Origin of the sequence: Gemmatimonas aurantiaca (genome assembly GCF_037190085.1) — a bacterium.
GTDB classification, from domain to species: Bacteria; Gemmatimonadota; Gemmatimonadetes; order Gemmatimonadales; family Gemmatimonadaceae; genus Gemmatimonas; species Gemmatimonas aurantiaca_A.
Map to the genome: position 1 here is coordinate 213,311 of NZ_JBBCJO010000002.1, position 26,332 is coordinate 239,642.

Genomic DNA, 26,332 nt, shown 5'->3' on the forward strand with positions numbered 1-26,332 from the left:
CCACAGAAACTCCGCAGGAACCCCACTGCATGGCCGTCGTTCTTCCGGACGCGCGGGTGGTGGCGGCACGCGAACGACCTCCCGGTTCGCTGCCGCCGCGTACGCGCCTCTGGCTCGATTTTGTCAACACCGATGCCGCCGGCCAATCGCCGGGCGGGGATCTGTTGCGCGATTTCGAGGCGTTGTTGACGTGGCTGCAGCAGCATGCGGCCGTGGACGACGAACGGGCCGGGGGCATTCTGCGTCGTGCCGTACTGCAGCCGGCCGCCGCCGCCGCCACGCTGGTGGACGCCCGTCGTGTGCGGGCGGCACTGCGGGCGCTGGCGGAACGGGGTGAGCAGCAGGCGCGCGTGCGTGACGATGCCGTGGTGGAGATCAATCGTGTACTCGGACGCAGCGCGGGCACCCGACGCATCGATCCGCGGAGCGATGGGGGCTACACACGGAGCTTCGTGCCCACCGGCGACGCGTTCGCGGGTCTCATGATTCCGATCGTGGAGTCCGCCGCCGAATCGCTGGTGGAGGAGGAACTCGGCCGCGTGCGGCGCTGCGCCGACCCGCGTTGTCATCGGGTGTTCCTCGACGCCACCAAGAACGGATTGCGTCGCTGGTGCGACATGGGAACGTGCGGCAATCGGGCCAAGGCCGCACGTCATCGCGCCCGCGCCGCGGGGGCCATGTGACCGGCGGAACGTGGCGTGCGGCGTTGCAGGGAATGTGTCGTCACACTATGAGTGCGTGACGGGCACACGCGTATGACACGTATCGCATGACGCGCACATGACCACGCCGCGCACACCGGGAAGAGCCGTGGATCCGGTGGTTCCCCATACCGATCCGGATCTCACGCTCGAACGTGGATTCGTGGCATCGTTGCGCTGGCTCGTCTCCGAAGGGGATGCGCGCGGCGTGCGGCGCATCGCGGTGGAATTGCGTGCCCTGCGGGAGGCGCTCGCCACACTCGACGAAGCCCGTCTCGCCCGCGACGAACACGCACGTCGTGCCGCCGAACTCGATCGCGAAATACAGGCCGCGCTCGCCATCCTCGGTCCTGGCACGGCCATCAATGGCAACGGCTCGCTGGTGCAGCGTCTCGTGCGTCTTCGCGAACGCCTCGCCGAGGACACCGGTGCCCGCGAACAGCTGGCCATCGAACGGGATGCCTGGCGGGCGATGTGCACCCTGCTCACGCAGACCCGCGCCGGCACGCAGGAAATGCTGGAAGCCTCCGAGCGTCAGCATCGACGGACGCTGGCCGAGGTGGAAGTGCTGCGCGAGCGCGTCGTGGAACTCACGGTGATGCACGACGACGCGGCCGCTCAGACCGGTGCGGCCCGGCAGGAGCTTGCGGCATTGCGTACGCAGCTCACCCGCTGGAGCGGAACGGTGGAACGGGCGCTCACCGAACTGCTGCAGGGTGCCCGCGAACTGACCGACTGACCCGGCATGAGGTGTTCGCACGCAGGTCTCCGTATGATGGTGTCCGCATGACGATGCCCGTATGATCGCGCTCACATGATCGTCACGCGCACCTACCTCTCCATCGCGCGTCCCGATGACCTGATCGCGCCGCGCGACGCGGAGGCGCCGCTCGTTCTGTACCGGGAAACGCCGTGCACCACCGTGACCTGGCGCGCGTTGTACGCGCAGATCGGCGGACCATGGCACTGGCATGATCGTGACACATGGACCGACGACGTGCTCCAGACCCATCTCGATCGGGCATCGGTGCGCGTGTTCGTGGTGCGATTGGCGCACGAAACCGGACCGGCCATCGCACGGACCACTGCCGGCGGCATGCTCGAACTCGAGCAGCATGCCGACGGCAGTGTGGAGATCGTGTATCTCGGACTGGACCGGCGACTGATGGGACAGGGGCTGGGCGCCTGGCTCGTCAGCGGCGCCGTGCGCGAAGCCTTCGCGTGGGGTGCGTCGCACGTCTGGCTGCACACCTGCACGCTCGACGCACCCGCCGCGTTGCCCAACTATCTCGCGCGGGGCTTCGTGATCACCCGTACCGAGCAGTACGAAGCCACGTTGCCGGACTGACCGGGCACTAGAACAGCGTTTCCATCACCTCGGTCGCATCGGCTTCCTCCCGATGCATCGTTCCGCCACCGCTGCGCACCAGATTCAGCGGCGGGCGCCAGGACTTCCGGTGTCCGGTGTGCGACGGCACGCGCATGGGAGACCGTTCCGGCGCCAGCGTGAACTGGGAGACCGCCTCGTGCAGTACATGCGCCTGACTCTCGAGTTCCGTTGCCGCACTCGCCGACTCCTCGGCATTCGTCGCCACCTGCTGTGTGATACTGCCCATCTGCACGATGGATTCGTTGATCTGCGCGACGCCTTCGGCCTGCTGACGCGCTGCATGTGAGATGTGCTCGGTCACCTCCGCCGCTCTCGCGACCTGCCGTGCGATCTGCTCCAGACTCTCGGTCACTTCGATATTGAGCGTCACGCCCTGTTCCGCGCTCTGGACGCTCTTCTCGATCAATGCCGCTGTAGTCTTGGATGCTTCCGATGAACGGATGGCCAGCGAACGCACCTCCTCGGCCACCACGGCAAAACCGCGACCCGCGTCACCGGCACGCGCCGCTTCCACCGCGGCATTGAGCGCGAGCAGATTGGTCTGGAACGCGATCTCCTCGATGGTCTTGATGATCTTGGCCGTATCCACACTGGCCTGACGGATTTCCTTCACGGCGTCCGTGAGACGCTGCATCCGGGCGCTTCCCACCTCGGTGTGACGCCGTGCTTCCGCGGAAAGCTGCTGAGCGGTGGCGGCGTTCTCCGCACTCTGGTCGGCCATGCTGGCCACGTGTTGCACGCGAGTGCCCACCAGTTCCAGACTGGCGGCCTGATCGCTGGCACTGCGGGCGAGTGTATCGCTGCCGACCGTGATCTGCGACCCCGCATCCGCCACCTGCTCCGCGGCCGCCTGCACCTGCTCCAGTTGTGTGGCCAGACGATTCACGGCGGCGTTGAAATCACGCATGAGTGGTTGATACCCTTCGCCCACGTTGGTATCGGCACGCACGGTGAGATCTCCGGCCGCCAACCGGGAGAGCGCCGTGGCCATCGCGCGCATCACCTGTTGCTGCTCGGCCAGGAACGCCCGCTCACTCTCCTTGAGCTTCGCGTCGAGTTCGGCCTGCCGCTCACGCGCGACTTCCTCCATGCGGATGCGTTCGATCCCGTTGGACTTGAAGACGGCCACGGCACGGGCGATATCGCCGATCTCGTCTCCACGTCCGGTGCTGGGCACATCCACCGAGAGATCGCCGGCAGCCAACGTTCCCATGCGATCGGTCAACTGCTGCAGCGGGCGCAGACTGTTCATGGCCCACCACGCGGCAAGCCCTCCCAGCAGGAGCGCGCCGAGCATGAGTGCGCCGGTGAACAGGGTGAACGACGAAGCGAGCGCGGTCGTCTGCGCACCGATCGACTTGTTCTTCGCTTCCTGCAGATCGATGAACAGATTGATCTGACGCAGCCAGGCCACGAACTGCGGACGGGCCTGCATCATCAGCATCTCCCGGGCCTGCGCATCCTGACCTGCCCGACGCAGTCGGATAATCTCGTCGATCATCGGCAAGGTGGTCTGCTCGGTCACCTTGATACTGTCGAGAATCCGGCGTTCGATATCCGTCACGTACGCCGAACGCTTCATCATCTCGTCCAAGGGCCCGGCCGAGTTGGCGTAGTTGGCGGCCAGCCGCTCGATATCCGCCACCTCGGCCTGCACACCGGTCAACGTATGATTCAACACGACATCGCGGAGAGAAATAGCCCGGTCGTGCACACTGCCGCGGAAGTTGATCGCGTAGCGCTGTTTCACGCTGTTGATGTCGTTGACCTCCGCGAGATTCGCGCTGATGGATCGTACGCGCTGAATGCTGATGAGCGACAACACGACGGTCAGCGTGATCACCGTCAGGAAGGCAAGACCTAAGCGGGTGCGGATTTTCATCGCCGCACGGTGGGGTTGGTGTAATTTCATCGTCGAAATTCCCAGGGTCGGGGACGGACGTCTCGCCTCGTGCGAACGACATCGTGGTCCTCGCTCTTCACTATCGGAATTCCCATGCACAGACCTTAGCAATGAATCGATGGACTTAGGACCTATCCGCATTTCACACATTGTCATGCATCAACAAAAATCATCTTCTCCTGCGTTTATGCGGCTTTCCACGATGACCACCGCGCGTCATCTCCTCCCGGCGCGCACCATGCGCTCCACGTCGTTTCGGAGACGAAGACGTGCGTTCCTCTCTTCCACGATTCGAGGCATCATCGCCGCGCCGCTCCTCGTCGGTGAATGGCAGATCGAGTCGCTCCTGCAGGGTTCGCAAGTCGGTGGCCCGCACCGCGCCGCGCGCGCCACGGGTCACGACGAATCGCAGCGGGCGATCGAGCACCGGCAACTCCTCCTCGACCAGTGTGCGCGCGAGTTTTTCCGGCAACCGCAGTCGCACGACCAACTGCGCCGTACCGACTTCTTCCCGCTCCTCGAAATCGTATTCGAGCGGAACGTCCCGATCTCGCACCTGCACCGTTGCCGGCAGTCGCCGCGCTTCCGCCAGCTGCGCCTCGCTGAGGAAATCCCGTCGATCGATCAGCAACGGCAGCGCACGAATGGCCTCCCAGCTCGACGCCTCTCCCAGGCGTGACAGATACCACGCCGTCAGTTCGGCCTGACCGAGCCGGGGCACCACGGTACCGAGTCGCCGACGCACTTCGCGGATCTCGTCCACGACGGGCTGATTGCGACGTACCGCGGGATGACGCAGTTCTCCCCGGGCCGCCGCCTGGGCGATGAGTTCACGCGCACCGGCGGCGTACTCCGGCGGGAACACGGGCAGCGGTTCCTGCTCGCGCGTGAGATCGAATCCGAAATAGGTGACACGACGCCGCAACATCACCGGGCCGTGTTTGCGTTCGGGATCGATGCTCAGTTCCGGCGCGTGACGCTGCGCGTACTGCTGCACCAGATCCATCGAGAGCTGGGTGCCCTCGATGCTCGCGCGCGGAATGCCGAACCGATCGGCGAAGTAGCGCAGTGAACCGGCCACTGCGCCCCACGATCCGCACACGCTGGTCTTCGAAACGCGCGCGTCATGACCGTCGGCCGTCCGCTCCTCGATCACCAGATCGAAAGGCATGAAACGCGCCACCAGATCGGCGAACTGCCGATGGATCGCCGCGCCGGCCAGCGGCATCGTCGTGGGCAGCGGCATACCGACCGAGCGATACACACTGGCCATGGCTAGCGCCGCATCTTCGAGCGATTTCACCAGCACGCCGCGCTGCTCGGCCCAGTGGGCGATGCGCTCGGCGTCGAACAGATGCCGCGAAAGTCCGTACACCTCGCCGATGTATCCCGCCACGCGGAAACCTTCGGCATAGAGATTGTAGGCCGTCAGATGATCGGAACCGCGTACCACCAGACCTTCGAGGTCGCGCCCTTCACGCGTCATGCGATGCAGCGATTCGATGCCGCTCATGACCGCCAGCATCGGCAGCATCGCATCGTCGCCATTGACGATGAGTTCACCCCACGCGCGTTCCACGGGCAGGGCCTCCACGGCACGGCCATACGCGGTGAGATGTCCCTGTTCGACGAGCCCGCGCGATTCGAGATGCGTGATGGCCCGTCGGTACGACGCGCGATCCAGCGGCACCGGCAGGTCGAGATCGTCGGCGCGCACGCCCAGCCCCGCGCAGGTGAGCGCCACGCGTTCGGAATCACCGGCCAGTTGGAACTCCGGTTCGGTGGGGCGGAGCGCCTCGAACCGGATGTCGCGATCACTCAGAATGAACACCCGTCCATGTTCGACCCGGCCATGCACGCGTCCCGCCATCTGCAGGATCTCGTTGGCGCCGAGGTGCACACGGGTGAGGACGTTCCGGCCCCGGTCGATGACATTCGTGAAGCGGGTGTCGTCGATGATGACCGTGTCGAGACCGGGCACGTTGAGCGCACTCTGGCCCGCCGCCGTCATGGCCAGGAGGAACGGTTTCGGAATGTCGCCCTCGAGAAAGGGACGGATCACGCGAATGGGTTCGCCGCCATGATAGTGCGCCGCATTGATCCGCGGGAATCGTGTCCGCACCCATTCCGCCGCATCCTCCACGGCGGCCCGCGTCGGCAGAAAAATCGCGACCCCGCGCTCCGAGCGGGACAACTTCTGCAGAAACCGATCGTCGAGGAACTGCAGGGGCTCCCGTCGCTCCACCTGCACCTTGGCCGCTTTCGACGCGTCGAACGCCGACACCTCCAGCACGTCCGCGCTCTCCAGATAGCGTGCATAGAACGTCGGATCGACGGTGGCCGACAGCCAGATGAACCGGCATCCCACGCGCTTGCCCAGCGCGAGACAGAGTTCGAGTTCGGCACTGGTCTGATGAATCTCGTCCACCACCAGCGTGTCCTGCGCATGGATATCGCCGTCCTGGAACCAGCGACGGGCGATGCCGGTGGTGACGATCACCACGTTCCACGAGGGCGTGTCGGGCGTGGCCTCGCGTTCGCGGTTGACCACGCCCACGCGCAGGTCCGTGGTGCCCAGAATGGTCTCGGCGATCGGGCGGATACCGAGCGTCTTGCCGGTACCGGTGCCGGCCACGATGCCGAACCCCTTGCCACTCGCCGCCAGGGCGCGCAGGTCGGCACCGCGGGTCCGCTCGAGGAAGGTGTCCAGATGCAAGCCGAGCGCGAGCTCGATGGTCTCGCAGGCGGCCCGGGTGGGAGCAATGACGATGACACGGCCGGTGGCCGGCTTGGCCGCCACGAAGGCATCCCGGTCGGGCGGCAGGTAACGATCGTGGGGAGTGCGCACTCTCCAAGCTAAGCGAGTTTCGGCGTTCCCGACGTCCCGATAGGTTTCATGGGATCCCACGGCCGGGCTCGCCCGGGATCATCCGACTCCGAAACTCCCGTTCACTTTACAACCACGCCCCGTCATCGCCATGTTGCGCGACGCCGTCTTCCGCTCGGGGATTCCCGTGATGATCGCGTCCGTCTGCGTACTGGCCACGATGTATCTGGCGGCGATTCGTGGCGAACGGTTGGCCCGTTACTGGGCCGTGGCGTGGATCCTGCTCGTCGTGCGGTACATCTGGAACGCCATGTGGGGGACACCATTTCCCAACCTGTCCGTGATGACGGTGGGACTGGTGCTGCGGGTGGCCTTCGCCGCCTCCATCCTCGGCGGCGTGTCCGCCCTGCGTGGCGAGCGGTTCCCGGCGCGATGGATCGTCGCACTGTCGCTGATGATTCCTCTCGCGGGTGTGGGATTCCAGGTCTTTCTGCTCGACCGGTTCGGAGTCGCGGCGGCCATCACGACGGTCGGCACGGTACTGCTGCTGTCCGTGGCCTCCTGGCGCCTGGCCACGGCCGGCGCCCTGCCAGCCGTGGAGCGCATCGCCACGGCGATCGCGCTGATGACCTACACCCTCTCCTCGGGAGTCTCCTGGGCGCTCGCCGATGGGTCGAAGGCATTTGCCACCGCCACCATGCTGGGGTGGAGCGCACAACTGCTCATTGGTGTGGGGCTGCTGGCCACCTTCCTCCGTCTTTCACACGACAAGGAAGTCGCCTGGCGCCTGACCATGGAATCGCGACTCACCGAAGCCCTCGGCGAATTCGTGCATCTGTGCATGCACTGCAAAGCCGTGCGTGACGAGCATCAGCAGTGGCATCCCCTGGAGCGGTTCGTGGCCCGGCGCACCTCGTCGCAGTTGTCACACGGCGTCTGCAACGACTGTGCACGCCGCCACTATCCCGACGACTGGTCGGATCTCCAGGGGCAGAGCGCCTGAGCGAAGGGAGTGCGCGGCGATAGCGCCCGCACTCCCGCGCTGCGTCCGCTCACTCCACCTGCAGAATGCCGATCGCGCCCTTCTGTCCATGCCCGAAGGCGTGATTCACGAAGGGGAATTCGCCCGGGATGTCGCAGAGCAGATCGAAGACCAGACCACCACCCGCCGGCACGGTGAACGTCTGCACACCGCGCAGCGGAGATGCCGGCGGCGCGCCCAGCCACACCGAATCGAACTGTTCGCCGACGACGTGGAAATGACAGGGATGGGACGGCCCCGCCGCGACCACCCAGAAACGCACCCGATCCCCCACTTTCACGCGGATCGGTTCCTTCATGTACTGGCCCGGCCGGCCATTGAAACACAGATGATCGGGCAGCGTGGACAACATCTTCTCATAGTCGAACGCGCGCACGCCGTTCTTTGGCGGCGCGAGATAATACTCGCCCTGCACCAGCACGAACTCCTTCGCCGGTGGCAGCCCTTCGCGCGGTGACACGATGAGCGCACCGTACATGCCGGTCCCGATGTGCATGAGCACGGGCGCCGTGCCACAGTGATACATGAAGGCGCCGGCATACTTCGGCTTGAAGGTGAACGTCACCGACTCACCCTTGGGCACCGAACGGAACGCCACCTTCGGATCGATCTGTGCGGCATGAAAGTCCATCGAGTGCGGGATCGCGACATCGTTGGTGAGCGTGAACTCGACGGTGTCACCCACGCGGCAATGCACGATCGGACCGGGGATGTCTCCTTCGAAGGTCCACGCGGCCACCACCATCTCGTCGTTGATGCGCACCGGCACTTCCCGCGCATGCCAGTGCAGGACCAACCGTCCATCGGCGGGTGGTGGCGGCAACTCGGGGGCAAAGCGGTGATACGTCACCGACGAGGGATCGACCGCCCCTCCCGTGGCGGAGGTGGCGGCATGATGCTCGTCGCGCACGACAGCCGAATCGAGCCGGCTGTTCGAGTTGTCGGGAATCTGCGTGGGTGGACTTCCCGGCCCCGACGAAGCGGGTGGCTGTGACTCCGGTCGATCACAGGCAGCGAGTGCGGCCACCCCCGGAATGGCGAGCGTCAGTGCGGAAGCACGGGTGAGAAAGGTGCGGCGATCGCTCGCGGCACCATCGTTCGCGGCGACGAGATCGGACAGCCGCGGCGTGGGGTCATTGTGCATGGTCTCTGTCTCTGGGAAACGGACTCGGAACAGGCGAGCTGTTGTCGAACTTTCTATTCTGTTCCCCGTGCCAGAGACCGGCAAGCCGATCGCGTCCACCGCGATCGAACATGCCGGACATGATCACTGTCCCTACGACTATCGCTGAATCAGCTTCGTGCGCTGGCCATTGCGGAAGATCTCCACGCGATCGGCGCGGCCATCACGATTGATGTCGGTCCAGACCTGCAGCAGTTCTCCTTTCGCGTCCAGAAAGATCGCGCGCCACGGCACGCCACCGCGGCCCTGCTCGGGAACCCGCACGATGAACTCGTTCGTGCCGATCCACTGCATGACTTCCACACTGCCACGTCCCTCGATCACATCGAGCGCGCTCCGCATCTGCGGCAACACCTGGGGATAGGCACGCGAGGCGTACTCCGGCAGGTCGTCACACCGCCCATCCCGATCGGTGTCGGTGCACACGGGAGGACCGAACCGCAGATCGTCACACCAGCCGTCACCATCGCGGTCGAGACACACCGACGACCCGGTACCGGGCGGACGCACATTCGGATTCTGCGAGAAATACCGGGGATCGGTCACGGCGCCGGGCACGACGACTCCACCCGGCGTCACGTACCCGCCATATGACGGTTGTGTCCCGGAGGGTGACACCATGCCCCCCGGATACGACGAAGCCGGCGAGAAACTCGCCGGCCGGTCGCCGTACAACTGCTCGTCGGTGATCTTTTTCTGTTCCCAAGCCTCGCGCGCCCGACCATCGGGCGCGGCAGCCAGCGGCGGCACGAGCGGCGGGCCTTTCTTCTCGCCGCCCTTCAGCCGGTTGATCGGCAAGTCGTCCATCTTCTTACCACCCGACTTCGCCTTGTCCTCGCCGTAGATCACCTTGCCGTTGGCGGGCTTGTTGCGCACCGCCGCCGCGCAGTCGGTGGGCGCCGGCTGTTGCGCCGGAGGCACACCTTCCACCCAGACCCGGCACATCCCCGCCGGCGGCAGATACTCCTTCGGCACCTCCACCTTCTCGGCACTTCTGTCCTTATCGGTCTTGGTCTGTGCCCATGCGCGACTCGCCGGCACCGAGAGGCTCAGTGCGGTCAGCGCAGCAAACACACGCCAGGATGTGAGTTTCATGACTACCTCCAACAGGACATCGCGCGCCGTCCACCACGGAGGGCGTTCCGGATCTCCCCGCATGCTCTAGCGCAGGGAGCGTGCCAGTGACTTCTGGCAGGGTCGTGCGCTGTAAGTATCGGCAATACGGTACCCTCGGAATAGTACCTTGGTCCCCATCGTGTCAGCCTGTCCCTGCTGGAGGACAGCGAAGTGCCTGCAGGGGACAGGTTCCAGGGAGAGCTAATCGCCGAAAGAGATCCCCATCATGCGCGCGGCCTGCACCACATCGTGGTGCGGATCCACGCGCTTCGTCTCGGCCAGCACCTGCTCGATGGGGATCGTGACCAGATGGGGCGACTGCAGCGCCACCATGTGTCCCCATTTCTTGTCTGCCACCGCCTGCACCGCAGCCGCGCCGAAACGGGTCGCCAGCAGACGATCGTAGCCCGTGGGCGGACCACCACGCTGCAAATGCCCCAGCACCATCGAGCGCGTTTCCTTGCCCGTCAGGCGCTGGATGTCGAACCCCAGGCGCTCGGCGATGCCGCCCAGACGACGGTCCTGGCCCGGCAGCGACGCACCGATGATCGACTCCTGTCCCCCACGGGGCTTGGCGCCTTCGGCCACCACCACGATGCTGAACCGGCGACCGGCCGCATCTCGGGACATGATCTTCTGACAGACCTTCTCCAGATCCCATTCGATCTCGGGAATCAGGATCACGTCGGCCGTGCCGGCCACACCGGCGTGCAGCGCGATGAAGCCCGCCTCGCGCCCCATGACCTCCAGTACCATCACCCGGTCGTGCGATTCGGCGGTCGTGTGCAGCTTGTCGATCGCTTCCATCGCCGTGTTCACGGCGGTGTCGAATCCGAACGTGTTGATGGTGCCCGGCACGTCGTTGTCGATGGTCTTGGGCACGCTCACCACGCGCACTCCTTTGGCCACGAGCTTCTGTGCGATGGCCAACGATCCATCACCGCCGATGGAGATGATCGCTTCGATCCCCAGATTGCGGGCGTTCTCGATCAACTCGTCGGAACGGTCGACGGTGGTCCAGCTTCCGTCGGGCAACTGCACCGGATAGGCGAAGGGGCTGCCCCGATTGGTGGTCTTGATGATCGTACCGCCCTGTCCGGCGATCCCGCGGACGATGTCGGCGGTGAGAGGAACCACCTCGTCTTCACCCAGCAGGCCGGCATAGCCGCGTTTGATGCCGAGGACGTCCCAGCCACGGGTGCGTGCCGAGAGAACCGCGGCACGGATGACGGCGTTCAGGCCGGGAGCGTCGCCGCCGCCGGTGGATATGGCAATGCGCATGTTACTGAAAATAACGGGAGGTAGGAGAACCGCGATGCGACGGGTGATCGGTCCGGTACTGCACCAGAGGATGTAACAAACCGCGAGGCGGACGATGCGGCGTTGAATTGGACATGGGCGCGTCGTTTCGATGACACATGCCGGCCCGGAATGGACGATTGTGGGGCGCACCCATTTCCCGAGGACCGCCACTCATGCCCCACCCCCGCCGCGGAAGCACCACCATCGAACAACTGCTGACGCTGACCCTGCTCGCGATCCTGGCCACGATCACGATCCTGGGCAGTGGTCCGCTGCTCGACGCCGCGGCCGTCGAAACGGGCGCCCGGGAAGCCGCGTCCCTCTTCGCGCTGGCGCGGGACAACGCGCTCGCCACCGGCACCCCCACGGCGGTACGCATCGATCGCGCGCGTCACCGACTCGTGGTGCACGCCGGCGCCGACACCGTGGCCGCCGCGCTCTTCGCCCCATCGCACATCCGCCTCACCAGCACCCGTGACTCCATGACCTACGCGGCCTCGGGACTGGGCACCGGCGCGGCCAACCTGCGCCTGGTGCTCTCGCGTGGGCATCGATCCGACACGGTGGTCGTGTCCCGCCTCGGACGCGTGAGCCGCCAGTGACACACGCCTGGTCAGGTGCCGAAGTCGTACCCCGGCACGCTCACGCGCGGGATTTCCTGCCCGATGGTCCGCTCGATCGTGCGCACCATGCCGATTTCCTCGGCCGACATGAACGTGTAGGCATCGCCCGTACTGGCCGCGCGGCCCGTGCGTCCGATGCGGTGCACATAGTCCTCGGGCTGCTGTGGCACGTCGAAGTTGATCACGTGCGTGATGCCCGAGATATCGAGTCCGCGCTGGGCGATGTCGGTGGCCACGAGCACGCGCAGTTTGCCCGACTTGAAGTCCTCGAGCGCCTGCACCCGTTCCCGCTGCGACTTGTCCGCGTGCATCGCACCCGCGTGCACGCCGGCCTGCGCGAGATCGCGAACCACCCGGTCGGCTCCGCTCTTCGTGCGTGTGAAGACCAGCACCGAGTCGTGATCGCCCGTGGTCAGCAGGTGCACGAGCAGATCGTTCTTGCGGTGACGCGGCACCGGATACACCGCGTGCGTGACGGTCGTGGCGGCCGACGACCGGCGTCCCACCTGCACGACCACCGGCTTGCGCAGATACTTGCGTCCCAGTGCCTCCACTTCGGGCGGCATGGTCGCGCTGAAGAGCAGCGTCTGCCGATAACGTGGGATCTGCTCCACGATGCGATTGATCTGCGGCGCGAACCCCATGTCGAGCATCCGGTCGGCTTCGTCCAGCACGAGCGTCTCGAGATACGTGAAATCGACGTTGCGCTTCTCGAGATGATCGAGCAGTCGCCCCGGTGTGGCGACGACCACGTCCACCCCACGCCGCAGCGCTTTTTCCTGCGGCTCGTACCCCACGCCTCCGTACACCGGCACGACATCCACCGGGGCGTGACTGGAGTACTTGCGTACACTCTCCTCCACCTGGATGCAGAGTTCACGCGTGGGCGTGAGGACGAGCACGCGGGTACGACGCGGCCCCCCCAGCAGCCGCTGCACCACGGGCAGCGTGAAGCTGGCGGTTTTTCCCGTACCGGTCTGCGCGAGTCCGATGAGATCGCGCCCCCCGAGGGCCAGCGGAATGGCTTCCCGCTGAATCGGTGTCGGACGTTCGTACCCCGCCTCGTGCAGGGCGTCCAGCAGCGGGCGAGCAAGCCCGAGGTCGGCGAACGTCGTATCGCCGACAAGCGTTTCAGGATCGATGACTGTCATGTTCAGTCCGGAAAGTTAATCACTTCCGGACCAGCCCGTATGGGTGGATTGCCCCTGCCCAGTCGCCGGACCCGCCATCTGGACCGCTGCCAGACGACCGCTGGGCCGATCAGGCTATCGGTATTCCAGGGTGCGACCGGTCAGCCGGGCGATCAGCGCCAGGCGGAAGGTGACATCCAGCGACACCCCCGAGGCGCGCACCATGGCGGCGTGACCGGCACTGTCCGTGCCCGCCGCTCCCTCTCCCGACCCCACCCCTGTCGCGAGCGGGGCGGCCGCGTCGGGCAAACGCACGCGATCGGTGAGCGTCATGGAGGGCCACGCCCAGTCGGGCACCCGCGCGGGCATCACCACCGATCTGGGTGGCACCCATACCCCGCGCCGGTCCCGGTCGTCGAGCATGCGGTCGAGCAGACGCACCCATCCCTCATGACGCTCGAGAAATCCCAGCCGAGCCATGGTTTCCAGCCAGGCCAGCGCGGAGGGCATGTCCCCGTCGATATCACCGCGTGTGGCGAGGAAGTCCCCCAGCACCAGATGCGGTTGCTCCACGAGATGAGCCCCCACCTGCTGCACCGGCGCCTGCCGGGGCCATGGCTGGGTGAGGTACGTGAACAGACGTTCCATGAACTCCGTGTGCTCGCTCCGGAACTGGGGCATGTACGCGAGCATCTGCAGGAAATGGAACGACGGCAGATCCGCCTCCGCCGCCAGCACGTGCTGGTTGCCCACCCGGATCCACGGCTTCACCGCCAGTGGCGAGCGGAGAAATCCGGCCACCCGATCGAGCAGACGGCGCGCGGCACCACGGAGCCGGGGATCGGGCTCCTGTCCGGCCTGCGCCAGCGCGGCGGCGGCGGCCTCCCGCAGACGATGACGGGCCCGGATGACCAGATCTTCATCGTCGTGCGCCGGCCGCAGTTCACCCAGCAGCGTCGGATCGTCGTCGGTGGCCAGCAGTCGGAACAGGGCGCGCCGGGCCGCCGCCATTCCCGGCAGCTCTCCATCCCAGTGCAGCTCCAGCAGGGCCCGAAAACCGGGAATGGTGCCCACTCCATCGAAGCCGTCCTTCCCGGGCACGGCGAGCCATCCGGCCGGCCATTGCCCGTCGGCATCCTGCCGCCCGAGAATCTCCCACCCTCTGCGGCTGCCATAGGGAACGAGCAGCCACTGGCCTCCGACCGGCCGCGCACTCCCCACCACCTCACCCAGCAGACGGAAGGCGATGACCGGGCCTCCGGCCTGCAGCAGCCACGTTGCCGGAATGACCACCGGTGGCGGAGGTGGGGGCGGCGGCACCGGAACGGGGCGAGGTACGATGAGCTCGCCCGGGACGATCAGCAGATCTGCCGCATCCGGCAGCGCGGGGAGAGCGGGAGGAGTTGTCACAATCGCGCTATTGTACGCATCCCCACGCCAAGCGCCAGAGGCTTTTGGGCATATCGCGATGGGCAATTCCACGGCAGAGTTCGGCAACTCGACCCGGCCCAGCACGACTTAACGTCGCTGCAAGCAGTTCCGTCTACCTTGATGCCGCTCGTGCGGCACCATGCCCGCTCCGGCGCGTCCGCGCCGCCAGCGAGGCCGAACCTCCCTACTCGGGATCTCCACCGATGAAGAACACGCTTCGCCTGATCGCTGCCGCTGCTGTCCTCGCGATCGCCGCTCCCGTCTACGCCCAGAGTGGCGGCGGCGGTGGTGGCATGGGCCAGATGTCCCCGGAACAGCGTATCGCCCGTCAGAAGGAAATGCTGTTCAAGGACATCACGCTGGACGCGGGCCAGACCACGAAGATCGACGCCATCTTCCAGGAATCGACGAAGAAGCAGCAGGAACTCATGCAGGGCGGCATGGAAGCCATGCGCAGCCCCGAAGGACGTGAGAAGATGCAGAAGCTGAACAACGACCGGAACGACGCCATCAAGGCGGTGCTCACGGCCGACCAGAAGAAGAAGTTCGAGGAGAATCTGGCCGCGATGCCGCAGGGTCGCCGCGGCGGTCTCTGATCGGCCGGCCGCTTCATGACGGGACGGCCCGGTGGCACACCCACCGGCATGGCCCGGGCATGGACCCGGCATAGGCACACGGCATGTGAAGCGTCACAACGGGGGCACCACACGGTGCCCCCGTTGCACATCAGGGATTAGCGTTCGGTGTCATGGCCGCCGCACGTCTCGCCGACTTCGCGCTCCCTGCCTGATGCGGGGTGAGTTCGTGGACCTCCAGGGGGTCCGCCTCTATTGTTACGCCTTCGGCCATCGCGGCGCGGGGGATCCCATCGTGCTTGTGCACGGATCCTTCACATCCTCGCACATCTGGCAGGATGTCCTCCCGCGGCTCCCCAAGGGGCACCGGGTCCTGGTACTGGATCTCCTCGGCCATGGCCGCTCCGATCCGCCCGCGGCCTCCAGGGCGATTCCCGCCGCCACTTCCACCGCGACTTCCACGGCAGCCTCCACCGCGCCCGACGTCGCTGCGGCCCGTGCCACGTCGGGCGCGCACCGCCTGACCGTGGCCGCCCACGCGGAACGTCTGGGCCAGTTGCTCGATGTCATGGGAGTCCAGCAGGCCATGCTGGTGGGTCATGGTATGGGGGCCGCCGTAGCGGCACGCGTGGCGCACGAGCAACCCGCGCGTGTGGGGCACCTGATGCTGATCAATCCCACCATGCTGGCCCCCTGCCCCGCCGACGCGTTCATCAGCCGTCGTCTGATACGTCTCACCTGGCTCGTGCCCCTCTGGAAGCGGCTCGCGCCGGCATGGCTCGCCTCGGCGCTGCACAGCGCCCTGCTTCCCTGCTTCGCGCACCGGGACGTCGGCGCGCGCTCGCTCGATGTCTACCTCAAGCCGTACCGGTTGCGGGACGGTCGTGATGCCGCCTGCCGGCAACTGCTCGACCTGCGTGACTCGCGGGCCGATACGGTGGACACGTTGGCACCCGGCGCCCTGCAATGCCCCACGGCGCTCGTGCTGGGCACCACCGATCCCTTCCTGCCCTCCGGTCGCGCGGCGCGCCTGGAGCAGGCATTGCGGGCGGCCACCAATGAGCGACTCGTCCTGCACACGCTCCCCGGCGTGGCGCACGTGGCCCCCGAAGAGGCCCCCGATCGTCTGGGAACGCTCGTTGGGGAACTCCTGACGCGATAGCGACCACAATACGGTCGATACCGACCGTGAACCCTGATCATGACGCCGACGACGTGAGGCCAGCGCGGACTCGTCACCGATCGTTCCCTTCTCCCCGCCTTTCCATGGATCGACTCGCATCGCTGCGTGCCATGGCCGCGAAGCAACCGGACAATGCCCTGGTTCGCTTCGGCCTCGCCAATGAACTGCTGAAGGCCGGCCTCCTCGAGGAAGCCGTCGTCGAACTCGATGCCTATCTCGCGACCTACGACGACGAAGGCAACGGCTGGCTGCGTTATGCCGATGCGCTGCACGCGCTCGGCCGGCAGGATCAGGCGCGTGATGCGACCGCCAGAGGGATCGAGGCCGCGCAACGCCACGGTCACCCGGGACTCGTCGCGGAATTCGAAGAGCGCGAGTACTGACGCGCTCAGAGCCGCCGGCTTTCCTCGGCGGCGTCGATCACGAATCCCAGGTCGCGCGACAGCGCCCGCGCTTCCTGGGTGGCGCTTGTGACATCCTGCGCGGCCGCGTCCACCCCCATGGTACGCAGTTTCACGATGTCGAAGCGCAGCGTGCGCAGCGCCATCGACGCGCTGTCCAGTTGACGGTGCATCGTCTCCCGCCGGGCGACCAGTTCCTCGAGTGAGGCCACCTGGCGCGTCAGCAGGGACAACCGACGTTCCCGATCCGGCGCGTGCTCCGGCTCCGCCTGCGTGGCGGCCAGCCGCGCGCGCAGATCGTTCAGCGCATTGCCCGGCAGATCACGATCGAGGCGCTCCAGTCCGGCCGCCAGCGCCCCGACACGCTCCATGAGCGCGTCGGCGGTGGGCGCCACATCGGGGATCATGCCACGATCCGCAGGCGACAGTTTGCTGGTGATGTCGGCAATCACGAGCCGGTCGTCGGCCGCGTTGCGCACCATCTCGCCATACGGTGAACTCAACACCGACGGACCGGCCACCCGATCGAGCAACTCCTGCACCTTGGCGCTGTGCGGACGCACATCGGACACCGCCACCACCCGCTTCCATTCCTCGCCCAGTGCCGCCGACGGCGAAATGCCAAGCCGGCGCAGTTTGACGAAGTCGGCCAGCGACAACGGCACGGCAATCGCCGCGCCGAGGAGGCCGCCCAGGAACGGAATGGCCATCGGATCGATATTTCCGGTGAGGCCGAGCAGGCCCACGAATGCACTGCCGACGGATATCGCGCTCCAGCGCAGATGTTTCCGGAACCCTTTCACACGCGCCGCGATCCGCTCCGGTGTCATCATCGCCCGTGCGGCGACCTGCATGGCATCCCGCAGTTCCGCGCGTTGCGCGGTGCGCGCCACCGACGTGTCGCGTCGGCGTTGCTCCCGCACCGCCGAACGCCAATCCCTGAGTGCTTCCTTGTTGGCCCTTCGCCATTCCCTGGTGGTCCGGCGGTCGGCCCCCACCGGCAGCGGAGGCAGCTGCGGAATGGGTGGCAGCGCGCCGGGCAGTGCCCGTGATGCGGCCGCGGGTGCGAACGCCGGCATCGACGCCGGCACGCGGGCGGGCAGCGGCTCGGCGACGCCGCGCGGCGCCCAGTCCTCCGATCGATGGCCGAACTTGTCGAGATCCCGATACGGACGCGGCTCGGGCATGGTGCTCGCCGGAGCCCCGTGCAATGAGCCGTCGCGCTGCACGCGGCGCAGGGCATCACGCAGTTGCAGTGCGCTGTCCCATCGATCGCGGGGGCGTTTCTCCAGGCAGCGCTCGATGATCTCGGCGAGCGCGCGCGGGGCATCCGGCCGCATCGATCGCAGTGGTGGCGGTGTCTCACTCACGTGTTTCATGAGCATCGCCGGGGTGGTGCTCGCCTCGAAGGGCAGTTTGCCCGTGAGCATCAGGTACCCCACCACGCCCACCGAATAGAGATCGCTGCGTCCGTCGATCTCCTTGTCGCCCATGGCCTGCTCGGGGCTCATGAAGGCGGGTGTGCCGACCGCGATGCCGGTCTGCGTCAGACGCGACCCGCTTTCAGCCGCGCGCGCGATGCCGAAGTCGGTGACCATGGCGCGACCCGACTCCCGGTCGAGCAGCACATTGTCCGGTTTGATGTCACGATGCACGACGCCGCTCGCGTGGGCGTAGGCCAGTGCGTCGGCCATCTGCTCGAGCACCTTCGCGACGAAGGCAAAATCCGGACGGGGTTCACGCAGAATGCGCGTCGCGAGACTCTCACCGCGCACCAGCGCCATCGCGAAACACACCAGGCCTGCGGCTTCGTGCACCGCATAGATGGGCACGATGTGCGGATGATTGAGACGCGCGGCCGTCTGCGCTTCCCGCACGAAGCGTTCACGGACATCGGGCCGGAACGCGAGATCGGGCGGCAACACCTTGAGCGCCACGGGTCGCTGCAGACGGACATCCTCGGCGGCATACACCACCGCCATGCCGCCGCGTCCGACCTCCTCGCCGATCAGATAGGCGTCGCCGATGGCCGCAGTGACGCGGTCGCGGAGCTGCGCCGCGTCCACGCCGTGCGCGTCAGGCACCCGAACGTGACGGCGTGAGGTCGCGCACTTCCGCCGCGGCCTGCACGGCGATGTCCACTTCACGCGCCATCTTCATGGCCTGTTCGGCCACCAGCGTGACACTCTGCACCGAACTGTTTCCGGTACGCAGCCGCACCAGATCGAGGCGCACGTTCTCGAGCGCGAGACGACAGTTCTCGACCTGCGCACGACGGGTCTCGAGCTTCTTCTGTCCGTCGAGCAGCACACGCCGTTCCCGCCGCAACGCCGCCAGCCGCCGCACCCTCGCTTCGCTGCGCGTGGTGTCGAGCGGATTGGCTTCGGCTTCGAGCGAGGCGATCTCCGATTCCGTGCGCTGCAACTGCTCGGGACTGCTCGTGGCTTCGAGCTGCGCGAGGTCCCGGGCGATCATTTCCACCTTGCTCACCAGATCGACCGCCATGTTGGCGACATCCGGGATGCGGGAGCGTTCGTTGACGGGCAGCGTGGCCAGCAGACGGTTGATCTCTTCCCGGTCGGCGCGCGCGCCGCGCACCAGATCGAGATACCGTCCAAGCTCCTGGTCATGCACCGGCGCCGCGATCGGGCGTGGTGCCCCGACCACGTCCGTCGGAGTGCCGCGGGGACGCGAACTCAGCGAACCACGCAGACGCGAGCGCAGCTTGCCCTGTGCACGCAGTTCTTCGCGCTTCTTGCTGCTGAAGGTGGCCGTGATGGAGTTGCCGAGGTCTTCGAACACCTCGCCCAGCAGACGATGCCGCGGCTGACGCAACACATCGCGCCAGTCGAAATCGTCTGACCAGAGCTTGGCATACTTCCACGCGATGTAGACGGTCCAGAGCGTGGTGATCCCGAGGAAGTCGCTGTTGCCGAACACACTGACCAGCACCATCGGTGTATTCACGAACAGATACACGGCGAACCGGCGACGGAACTGCTGGACGCGTGGATCCTCGAACCGCGCCCATTCCTCTGCCGAGACGCCTTCGTTGGTGTCCTGACGATACGGCAGCGACGATTCAGATGGCGCGGACAGGCCGCCATACGACGCCGGTGCCGACGTCAGCGTACGGGACTGATAGGCCGGCGCCTGATAGCCGCCGCCATACCCGGACGCCCCCGCGGCATTGCCCGCGCCACCGGCGCTCATGGGCATGCCGCCAATGGGCGCCCCATTGAACGTCACCGGATTGTTCCCCGGTGAGGTGGTGGCTCCCAGCGGCATCGGCGGGACGAGCCCGGTCTTGAGGGCCTGGGTGAGCGACGTGGCGGTCTGGAACCGGTGATCGGGGTTCTTTTCCAGCAACCGCATCACGATCGCGGCCAGATCTGGGGGTACATCGGGACGGCGCTGCGAGATGGGCACCGGCGCCTCGGCCAGATGCTTCACCAGCAGGGCCGGTGTGGTGTGCCCCAGAAACGGGGGTTCGCCACAGAGCATCTGATACGCGACGATGCCCAGCGAATAGAGATCGCTGCGGGCGTCGAGATCCCGATCGCCCGACGCCTGTTCCGGTGACATGTACGCCGGCGTGCCGATCGCCACGCCGGTGGCCGTCAGACGCGACGTTTCACCGCTGTCGCTCGCGGCACGCGCGATGCCGAAGTCGGTGACCAGTGCACGGCCATCGATCCCATCGAGTAGGATGTTGTCCGGCTTGATGTCCCGGTGCACGACGCCGCGCGCGTGCGCGTACGCCAGCGCATCCGACACTTCCTGCAACCAGCGCCGCACGTCTTCGATGGGCAGCGGCCCGCGCTTCTGCAGCTTGGTGGCCAGATTGTCACCATCGATGCAGGCCATCACGAAGAACACCAGGTTCCCGACTTCGTCGACCGAGTAGATGGGGACGATGTTGGGATGGCTCAGCTGGGCGGCAGTCTCGGCTTCCCGCAGGAATCGCGACCGGACATCCCGCCGGAACGACAGCTCGGGCGGCAGCAGCTTGATCGCGACATGCCGCTTCAGCCGCTTGTCGCGCGCCCGGTAGACGATACCCATGCCGCCCCGTCCGATCTCCTGGTCGAGTTCGTACGTGGCGCTGAGCGCCTGCTCCACGTGCGCGCGGAGTTCGACGTCTTCGGCATGTGGGGCGACGGGATCGTGCACTCGTTTGGGATCGGGGACAAACCTGAACGAACTCCCTAGTGTAGCACCCGGGAGTAGGGGGCGACAGCATGCCGCTGGCGGCGCTGGGACGAGCGGCATCTGTCGCGCGCCAGCCGGCCGTCCCGGCAGTCCGTCGCCAGTCCCTACGTCAACTGGTCAGGAAAAAGTTGCAAACCCTGCCGCGATGGCGTAAACGGCACGGTGCGAAACATGCCACTCCTTGGGCGCCATTCCTTTTGCTCAGGATTTCTCATGGGTCAGCGTCAAACTCTTCCGGTCCTGCCTCTCCGCGGGACTGTCATGTTCCCCGGGATCACCGCGCCGATTGCCGCGGGGCGCCCGGGTACCCTGCGTGCCATCGAAACGGCACTCAAGGGGGACCGTCTGGTCTTCGCCGTCGCCCAGCGCGACAACACGGAGGAGCCGGCGCCCGACATTCTCTTCACCACGGGTGTGATCGCCCGCATCGGCCAGGTCCAACGTGGCCTGGGCGGGGTACAGCTCCTGTTGCAGGGTGAGCAGCGCGCCACGGCCCTGCACTACTCCGAGGTGGAAGGGTATCTGACGGCCGTCATCGTCCCCGCCGAGGAGATGATGCCGCTCGATCTCAAGGATCCGGCGTTCGAGGCGCTTCACAAGGAGGCCCGCGAGCGCGCCGCCGAACTCGGCGAGAAGCGCGGACTTCCCGAGGAGGTCGTGCATCAGGTGCTCGACTCGGTCGAGGACGCCGGCCGCTTCGCCGACCTCGTGGCCGGTTACATCGAACTCACCGTGCCCGAAAAGCAGGGGTTGCTCGAAACGCTCAGCGTGGAAGAGCGCCTGCGTCGGGTGCTCGTGCACGTGCAGCGTCAGATCGGTCTGCTCGAGGCCCAGGAGGACATCAAGAGCCAGGTCCAGGAAGAGCTCGGCGAGCGGCAGCGTGAGATGTTCCTGCGCGAGCAGCTCAAGGCCATCCAGAAGGAGCTCGGCGACGACGACTCCAGCAAGGAGATCATCGAGCTGCGCGAGAAGATCAGCAAGCTCGAGCTCCCCAAGGAAGCCCGCGCCGAAGTGGAGCGCGAACTGGGTCGTCTCGAGCGCGCCGGCCGCGAGTCGATGGAGGCGCAGGTCATCCGCACGTACCTCGAGTGGATCGCCGAGCTGCCGTGGAACGAGCGGTCCGACGACCATCTCGAACTGGCCCGCGCCGGTGAAATCCTCGACGAAGACCACTACGGTCTCAAGGATGTGAAGGATCGCATCCTCGAGTTTCTCGCCGTGCGTCAGCTTCGCGCACAGCAGGTGGCGGCCGAAGTCGCCACGACGGGCGAGTTCCCCGTGTCGAAGCTCAAGGGCGACACCAGCGATGCCAATCCGGCGCTGAACACGAGCGCCAGTGAAGAACGACAGATCACCGACACGCGCGAAGCCAAGGCCCGCGCGATGGCGCGTGGCCCGATCCTGCTCTTCAATGGCCCACCGGGTGTCGGCAAGACCAGCATCGCGAAGTCGATCGCGCGCGCGCTCGGCCGTGAGTACGTTCGCGTGGCGCTCGGTGGCGCCCGTGACGAAGCCGACATCCGTGGGCATCGCCGCACGTATGTGGGCGCCATGCCCGGGCGCATCATCCAGGGCATGAAGCAGGCGGGTAGCAAGAATCCCGTCTTCCTGCTCGACGAAGTCGACAAGCTCGGCCAGTCGTATCAGGGCGACCCGTCGAGCGCGCTGCTCGAAGTGCTCGATCCCGCGCAGAACGATTCGTTCACCGACCACTATCTCGGTGTCCCGTTCGATCTGAGCGAGGTGCTGTTCATCGCGACATCGAACTTCATCCAGAACATTCCCGGTCCGCTGCTCGACCGCATGGAAGTGGTCGATTTCAGCGGCTACACCGAGCGGGAGAAGCAGGAGATCGCCAAGACGTATCTCATTCCGCGCCAGCTCGAGGAATCGGGGCTCGCCGGTCGGGATCTGTCGTTCACCGACGACGCGGTCATGAAGGTCATCAGCGAATACACACGGGAATCGGGTGTGCGTCAGCTCGAAAGGCAACTCGGTGCCGTGGCACGCAAGGTGGCGCGTCGCGTGGCGATGGGTGACACCGGTGCCATCGACGACAAGGTGATCAGCGCGGAAGAAGTGCGGGAACTGCTGGGTCGTCCGAAGGTGCATCCGGAACGGGCAGCCGAACACGACGAGGTGGGCATCTCCACCGGCATGTACTACACGCCGATGGGCGGCGACATCATGTTCGTGGAAGCCAGCATCCGTCGTGGCCCCTCACGCACCCGTCCGTCGGAAGACGAGGAATCTCTGCGCGTCGGACCCATCTCGCTCATCCTCACTGGGCAGTTGGGTGATGTCATGAAGGAGAGCGCCCGTGCGGCGCTCACCTACGCGACCAACAACGCGGAGTTGCTGGGCATTCCGCTCGAACGGGTCGCCGCGGCCAGCGAGGCACACATTCACGTGCCCGCGGGTGCGATCCCCAAGGACGGCCCCAGCGCCGGCATCGCGATCGCCACGGCACTCGTGAGTGAGATGACGAACCGCAAGGTGCGTCGTGATGTCTCGATGACCGGGGAGATCACGCTGCGCGGCCGCGTGCTTCCCATCGGTGGTGTGAAGGAGAAGGTCCTCGGCGCGCATCGTGCCGGTATCAAGGAAGTCATCATCCCCAAGGCCAACGAAGCGGATCTGGAGGACGTGCCGGACGAGGTGCGCAAGCAGCTCACCTTCCATCCGGTGGAGACGCTGCGTGAAGTGCTGGATATCGCGCTGACGGATGCACCGGTGGACGCGGTCGAGGAGCTGGCCGGCGTCTGAGGACAGCCGGTGTCGGAAAACACACGAAGGGAGGCACATCGATGTGCCTCCCTTCGTCGTTTCCGGCGCCATCCGACGCTGACGCGTGCCTACGCGCGCGTCAGTTCGCGAAGGACCAGTCGCGTGACGCGACGCGCCACCCCTTCCGCCGAAACGTCACCGTGCGCAATGGCCGCAGCCACGGCGCGTTCTTCCAGCGCTCCGAGCCTGGCGCCCAGTTGCAGACGGTGCGTGGCCCGCGCACACCGATCCAGCTCCCGCTGCAATGCCCCCGACGCCCGCCGCATGCGCTCCACCTGCAGCATCGGCGATGCCGCGCTCTGAATGGCCTTGAGCGGCAACACGTCGATCGATGACGCGGCAAAATCGGTCGCCACGGTCCCGGGCACCCCGAGATCGATCCACAAGGCCTTGCGGGTGCGCGGCGGTGCCACGACCGCATACGCTGGGGTCACCAACGGCGTGGTCACATGTACGGCGAAGACCACGATGTCTGCGCGGAACATCGCCACATCGCGCGAATCCCAGGGAAACGGGTGCACGGTGAATCGTTCCGCCAGCGTCTCGGCACGGACGTCGGTGCGGCTGGTGATCGCGATCTGCATCGGTCGGGCGACTTCCGTCGCGCGGTGATGCAGCGCCTCGAGGGTACTGCGTGCGGCATCACCCGCACCCACGACGAGTACCCGCAGGGCTTCCGCCCGTGTCGCCTCCGGCTCCACGGCCGCGTACTGCACGATACGATCGACCACGCGGTCACCCAGGGTGGGATCGCTGTCCGACCCCATCGCCGAGCGGATGTGGCGTGCGGCATCGATGGATTGACGGAAGAGCGCGTCGATGGGCCCGCACGCCGTGCCCGCTTCGCGCGATGCCATCCAGGCGCGACGCACCTGTCCGAGGATTTCCGGTTCGCCGTACCGCACCGACTGCATGCCGGAGGCCACCGAAAAGAGATGACGCACCGCGAGGTCGGCATCGGCGCGATCGATGCGGATATTCGCCGACCCGTCGGGCGTCTCACCAATCACTTCCCGCACATACCACTCACCCAGTTCTTCCTCGCCCCACCAGTACAACTCGGTGCGATGGCAGGTGCTGAGCAGCACCGCGGACGACTGCTGCGCCCGCAACGACGCCAGCAGTGCGTCGGCCCGTTCGGCCGAGAGCCGGAGACGCCCCACCCGATCGGCTGGATTGGCCGCGTGCGACACGCCGATGACATGGAAGGGGAGCAGAAACACGTCAGTGCGCCGCGGCGGAAACATGAGCGACGACATCGGTCGCCTGGGGCAGGCGTGCGGCGGTGGCCGTGCTGGACCGACAGGCCGGCGCTCCCGACTCTCCAGGCGACACAACACGCGAAGGCGCGCCGCGGCATTCGCTGTTGGTGCACCCGGGGCAACGCGTGATGTACTGCGAACTCCACGGCGTGCGCGCCGCGAGATGCTGCGACACGATGTCCGCGAGCGCATCGAGAAACTCGGTGCGCACGTTGAGCGCTGGCGCGCGACGGAATCCCGTCATGCCCAGAGAGTGGGCCAGTTCCGCGTACTCGATGTCGAGTTCGGAGAGTGTTTCGATGTGATCGCTGGTGAACGCGATCGGCACCACCAGCAGATTCTTGCGACCGCTCTTCGCGAACTGCGTGATCACCGACTCCGTGCTGGGTCCCTGCCATCGGACCGGCCCTACCTCGGACTGGTAGGACACCAGATGCGGATTCCGCAATCCGATGGCTTCCACGACACGACTCACCGAGCCGCCGATCTCGGCGGGATAGGCGTCACCGCGATCGATCACGGAGAGTGGCAGCGAATGCGCACTGAAGAGCACCAGGACATCGTCGCGTTCCGCCGCGGGAAAGTCTTCGAGCCCATCCTCGACCGCGCCGGCCATCGCTTCGATGAAACCCGGATGCTCTCCCCAGCGATCGATGATGCTCCACTCGAACGCGTCGCGCAGCCCGGTGCGATCGAGCGCACGCCACAGATCGTTGAGACTCGATCCCGTGGTGGCGCAGGACCACTGCGGATACTGCGTGAACGCGATGGCGCGCGTGATGCCATCGGCCTTCATGGCCCGCAGTGCGTCGTCGGCAAACGGCGTGGTGTAGCGAAAGGCGATGTAGAACCGGTGCGGCGCCGTTTCAGGAGACATCTCGTCGAGCCGGCGACACATCGCCTCGCCCTGCGCTTCCGTCCACGCCTTGATGGGCGACCCCCCGCCGATGGCCTCGTACAGTTTCCGCACTTTTGGCGCGCGCCGTGTGGCGATGAACTTCCCGAGGACATCCTGCCATGGCAGCTGGATGATCTCCCGATCGGCGAACAGCCGCACCAGAAACGGTTCGACGTCATCCAGTGTGGCGGGTCCACCAAGATTCATCATGACGATGCCGGTGCCCCCACGCGACGCCTGCGGTGCGACGGGGATCGGTCCATCGACCGGCGACGACGCTCGCCGTGACAATACGTCTGATGAAGTCATGTCGAAGCATCAACCGCTGCGCACCGACCTTCCATTCCGTTTCTCTACGGGCGCCGC

20 protein-coding genes are annotated in these 26,332 nt (G+C 66.3%); 9 read left to right on the forward strand and 11 right to left on the reverse strand.

Features of this window, described 5'->3' with window-relative positions:
* Positions 1-29: 29 nt before the first annotated feature.
* The 3 genes from WG208_RS02535 to WG208_RS02545 all read left to right on the forward strand — a co-directional run bounded on the left by WG208_RS02535 (position 30) and on the right by WG208_RS02545 (position 2,049).
* Positions 30-683, forward strand: coding sequence for a CGNR zinc finger domain-containing protein (locus tag WG208_RS02535; RefSeq protein WP_337169742.1), 654 nt, complete (start codon positions 30-32; stop codon positions 681-683).
* A gap of 97 nt (positions 684-780) precedes the next feature.
* Positions 781-1,440, forward strand: coding sequence for a hypothetical protein (locus tag WG208_RS02540; protein WP_337169743.1), 660 nt, complete (start codon positions 781-783; stop codon positions 1,438-1,440).
* Between the two features lie 75 nt (positions 1,441-1,515).
* Complete coding sequence (locus WG208_RS02545) at positions 1,516-2,049, forward strand: GNAT family N-acetyltransferase (protein WP_337169744.1); 534 nt, start codon at positions 1,516-1,518, stop codon at positions 2,047-2,049.
* A 7-nt stretch (positions 2,050-2,056) separates the two neighbouring features.
* Here the strand turns inward: WG208_RS02545 and WG208_RS02550 are convergent, their stop codons facing one another.
* Positions 2,057-3,973, reverse strand: coding sequence for a methyl-accepting chemotaxis protein (locus tag WG208_RS02550; RefSeq protein ID WP_337169745.1), 1,917 nt, complete (start codon positions 3,971-3,973; stop codon positions 2,057-2,059).
* Between the two features lie 190 nt (positions 3,974-4,163).
* Positions 4,164-6,842 (reverse strand): DEAD/DEAH box helicase, encoded by a 2,679-nt coding sequence (locus tag WG208_RS02555; RefSeq protein ID WP_337169746.1) that lies wholly within the window; start codon positions 6,840-6,842, stop codon positions 4,164-4,166.
* Between the two features lie 130 nt (positions 6,843-6,972).
* Between WG208_RS02555 and WG208_RS02560 the strand changes: the two genes are divergently transcribed.
* The gene (locus WG208_RS02560; RefSeq protein ID WP_337169747.1) at positions 6,973-7,824 is read left to right on the forward strand and encodes a hypothetical protein; all 852 of its coding nucleotides are present in this window, start codon (positions 6,973-6,975) and stop codon (positions 7,822-7,824) included.
* A 49-nt stretch (positions 7,825-7,873) separates the two neighbouring features.
* On the opposite strand, the gene WG208_RS02565 is transcribed toward WG208_RS02560, so the two are convergent.
* From WG208_RS02565 to WG208_RS02575, 3 genes are all read right to left on the reverse strand, one after another.
* A complete protein-coding gene (locus WG208_RS02565; protein WP_337169748.1) occupies positions 7,874-9,007 on the reverse strand; it encodes a multicopper oxidase domain-containing protein in 1,134 nt (377 codons plus the stop codon).
* A 138-nt stretch (positions 9,008-9,145) separates the two neighbouring features.
* Complete coding sequence (locus WG208_RS02570; protein WP_337169749.1) at positions 9,146-10,141, reverse strand: hypothetical protein; 996 nt, start codon at positions 10,139-10,141, stop codon at positions 9,146-9,148.
* Between the two features lie 222 nt (positions 10,142-10,363).
* Complete coding sequence (locus tag WG208_RS02575) at positions 10,364-11,443, reverse strand: ATP-dependent 6-phosphofructokinase (protein WP_337169750.1); 1,080 nt, start codon at positions 11,441-11,443, stop codon at positions 10,364-10,366.
* Positions 11,444-11,637: 194 nt separating this feature from the next.
* On the opposite strand from WG208_RS02575, the gene WG208_RS02580 reads away from it, so the two are divergent.
* Entirely contained in the window at positions 11,638-12,066 is a 429-nt protein-coding gene (locus WG208_RS02580; protein WP_337169751.1) for a GspH/FimT family protein, read from the forward strand.
* An 11-nt stretch (positions 12,067-12,077) separates the two neighbouring features.
* Here the strand turns inward: WG208_RS02580 and WG208_RS02585 are convergent, their stop codons facing one another.
* The gene (locus tag WG208_RS02585) at positions 12,078-13,238 is read right to left on the reverse strand and encodes a DEAD/DEAH box helicase (protein ID WP_337169752.1); all 1,161 of its coding nucleotides are present in this window, start codon (positions 13,236-13,238) and stop codon (positions 12,078-12,080) included.
* Between the two features lie 114 nt (positions 13,239-13,352).
* The gene (locus tag WG208_RS02590) at positions 13,353-14,627 is read right to left on the reverse strand and encodes a hypothetical protein (protein WP_337169753.1); all 1,275 of its coding nucleotides are present in this window, start codon (positions 14,625-14,627) and stop codon (positions 13,353-13,355) included.
* 224 nt (positions 14,628-14,851) lie between these two features.
* Here WG208_RS02590 and WG208_RS02595 point away from each other — a divergent pair, with 224 nt between their 5' ends.
* From WG208_RS02595 to WG208_RS02605, 3 genes are all read left to right on the forward strand, one after another.
* Positions 14,852-15,244, forward strand: a complete 393-nt coding sequence (locus tag WG208_RS02595) for a hypothetical protein (RefSeq protein ID WP_337169754.1) — start codon at positions 14,852-14,854, stop codon at positions 15,242-15,244.
* Positions 15,245-15,437: 193 nt separating this feature from the next.
* The gene (locus WG208_RS02600; RefSeq protein ID WP_337169755.1) at positions 15,438-16,385 is read left to right on the forward strand and encodes an alpha/beta hydrolase; all 948 of its coding nucleotides are present in this window, start codon (positions 15,438-15,440) and stop codon (positions 16,383-16,385) included.
* Between the two features lie 104 nt (positions 16,386-16,489).
* A complete protein-coding gene (locus tag WG208_RS02605) occupies positions 16,490-16,789 on the forward strand; it encodes a hypothetical protein (RefSeq protein ID WP_337169756.1) in 300 nt (99 codons plus the stop codon).
* A 5-nt stretch (positions 16,790-16,794) separates the two neighbouring features.
* On the opposite strand, the gene WG208_RS02610 is transcribed toward WG208_RS02605, so the two are convergent.
* The gene (locus WG208_RS02610; protein WP_337169757.1) at positions 16,795-18,891 is read right to left on the reverse strand and encodes a serine/threonine-protein kinase; all 2,097 of its coding nucleotides are present in this window, start codon (positions 18,889-18,891) and stop codon (positions 16,795-16,797) included.
* Positions 18,884-20,980, reverse strand: coding sequence for a serine/threonine-protein kinase (locus tag WG208_RS02615; protein ID WP_337169758.1), 2,097 nt, complete (start codon positions 20,978-20,980; stop codon positions 18,884-18,886). The genes WG208_RS02610 and WG208_RS02615 overlap by 8 nt, the downstream gene beginning before the upstream one ends.
* A 252-nt stretch (positions 20,981-21,232) precedes the next feature.
* Between WG208_RS02615 and lon the strand changes: the two genes are divergently transcribed.
* Positions 21,233-23,785: an endopeptidase La gene (lon, locus tag WG208_RS02620; protein ID WP_337169759.1), complete on the forward strand. Its 2,553-nt coding sequence runs from the start codon at positions 21,233-21,235 to the stop codon at positions 23,783-23,785.
* An 89-nt stretch (positions 23,786-23,874) separates the two neighbouring features.
* Here the strand turns inward: lon and WG208_RS02625 are convergent, their stop codons facing one another.
* Both WG208_RS02625 and hemH read right to left on the reverse strand, forming a co-directional pair.
* Complete coding sequence (locus tag WG208_RS02625) at positions 23,875-25,065, reverse strand: NAD(P)-binding domain-containing protein (RefSeq protein ID WP_337169760.1); 1,191 nt, start codon at positions 25,063-25,065, stop codon at positions 23,875-23,877.
* A complete protein-coding gene (gene hemH, locus WG208_RS02630) occupies positions 25,031-26,275 on the reverse strand; it encodes a ferrochelatase (RefSeq protein ID WP_337169761.1) in 1,245 nt (414 codons plus the stop codon). Before hemH ends, WG208_RS02625 begins: the two co-directional genes overlap by 35 nt.
* Positions 26,276-26,332 lie beyond the last annotated feature (57 nt).

Excerpts from the sequence above, each read along its gene's own strand:
- WG208_RS02575 (WP_337169750.1), bottom strand. The coding sequence starts at position 11,443 with ATGCGCATTGCCATATCCACCGGCGGCGGCGACGCTCCCGGCCTGAAC.
- WG208_RS02535 (WP_337169742.1), top strand. The coding sequence starts at position 30 with ATGGCCGTCGTTCTTCCGGACGCGCGGGTGGTGGCGGCACGCGAACGA.
- WG208_RS02605 (WP_337169756.1), top strand. The coding sequence starts at position 16,490 with ATGGATCGACTCGCATCGCTGCGTGCCATGGCCGCGAAGCAACCGGAC.
- WG208_RS02540 (WP_337169743.1), top strand. The coding sequence starts at position 781 with ATGACCACGCCGCGCACACCGGGAAGAGCCGTGGATCCGGTGGTTCCC.
- WG208_RS02595 (WP_337169754.1), top strand. The coding sequence starts at position 14,852 with ATGAAGAACACGCTTCGCCTGATCGCTGCCGCTGCTGTCCTCGCGATC.
- WG208_RS02565 (WP_337169748.1), bottom strand. The coding sequence starts at position 9,007 with ATGCACAATGACCCCACGCCGCGGCTGTCCGATCTCGTCGCCGCGAAC.
- WG208_RS02600 (WP_337169755.1), top strand. The coding sequence starts at position 15,438 with ATGCGGGGTGAGTTCGTGGACCTCCAGGGGGTCCGCCTCTATTGTTAC.
- WG208_RS02550 (WP_337169745.1), bottom strand. The coding sequence starts at position 3,973 with ATGAAAATCCGCACCCGCTTAGGTCTTGCCTTCCTGACGGTGATCACG.
- WG208_RS02585 (WP_337169752.1), bottom strand. The coding sequence starts at position 13,238 with ATGACAGTCATCGATCCTGAAACGCTTGTCGGCGATACGACGTTCGCC.
- WG208_RS02625 (WP_337169760.1), bottom strand. The coding sequence starts at position 25,065 with ATGTCGTCGCTCATGTTTCCGCCGCGGCGCACTGACGTGTTTCTGCTC.
- lon (WP_337169759.1), top strand. The coding sequence starts at position 21,233 with ATGGGTCAGCGTCAAACTCTTCCGGTCCTGCCTCTCCGCGGGACTGTC.
- WG208_RS02580 (WP_337169751.1), top strand. The coding sequence starts at position 11,638 with ATGCCCCACCCCCGCCGCGGAAGCACCACCATCGAACAACTGCTGACG.
- WG208_RS02545 (WP_337169744.1), top strand. The coding sequence starts at position 1,516 with ATGATCGTCACGCGCACCTACCTCTCCATCGCGCGTCCCGATGACCTG.
- WG208_RS02560 (WP_337169747.1), top strand. The coding sequence starts at position 6,973 with ATGTTGCGCGACGCCGTCTTCCGCTCGGGGATTCCCGTGATGATCGCG.
- WG208_RS02570 (WP_337169749.1), bottom strand. The coding sequence starts at position 10,141 with ATGAAACTCACATCCTGGCGTGTGTTTGCTGCGCTGACCGCACTGAGC.
- hemH (WP_337169761.1), bottom strand. The coding sequence starts at position 26,275 with ATGACTTCATCAGACGTATTGTCACGGCGAGCGTCGTCGCCGGTCGAT.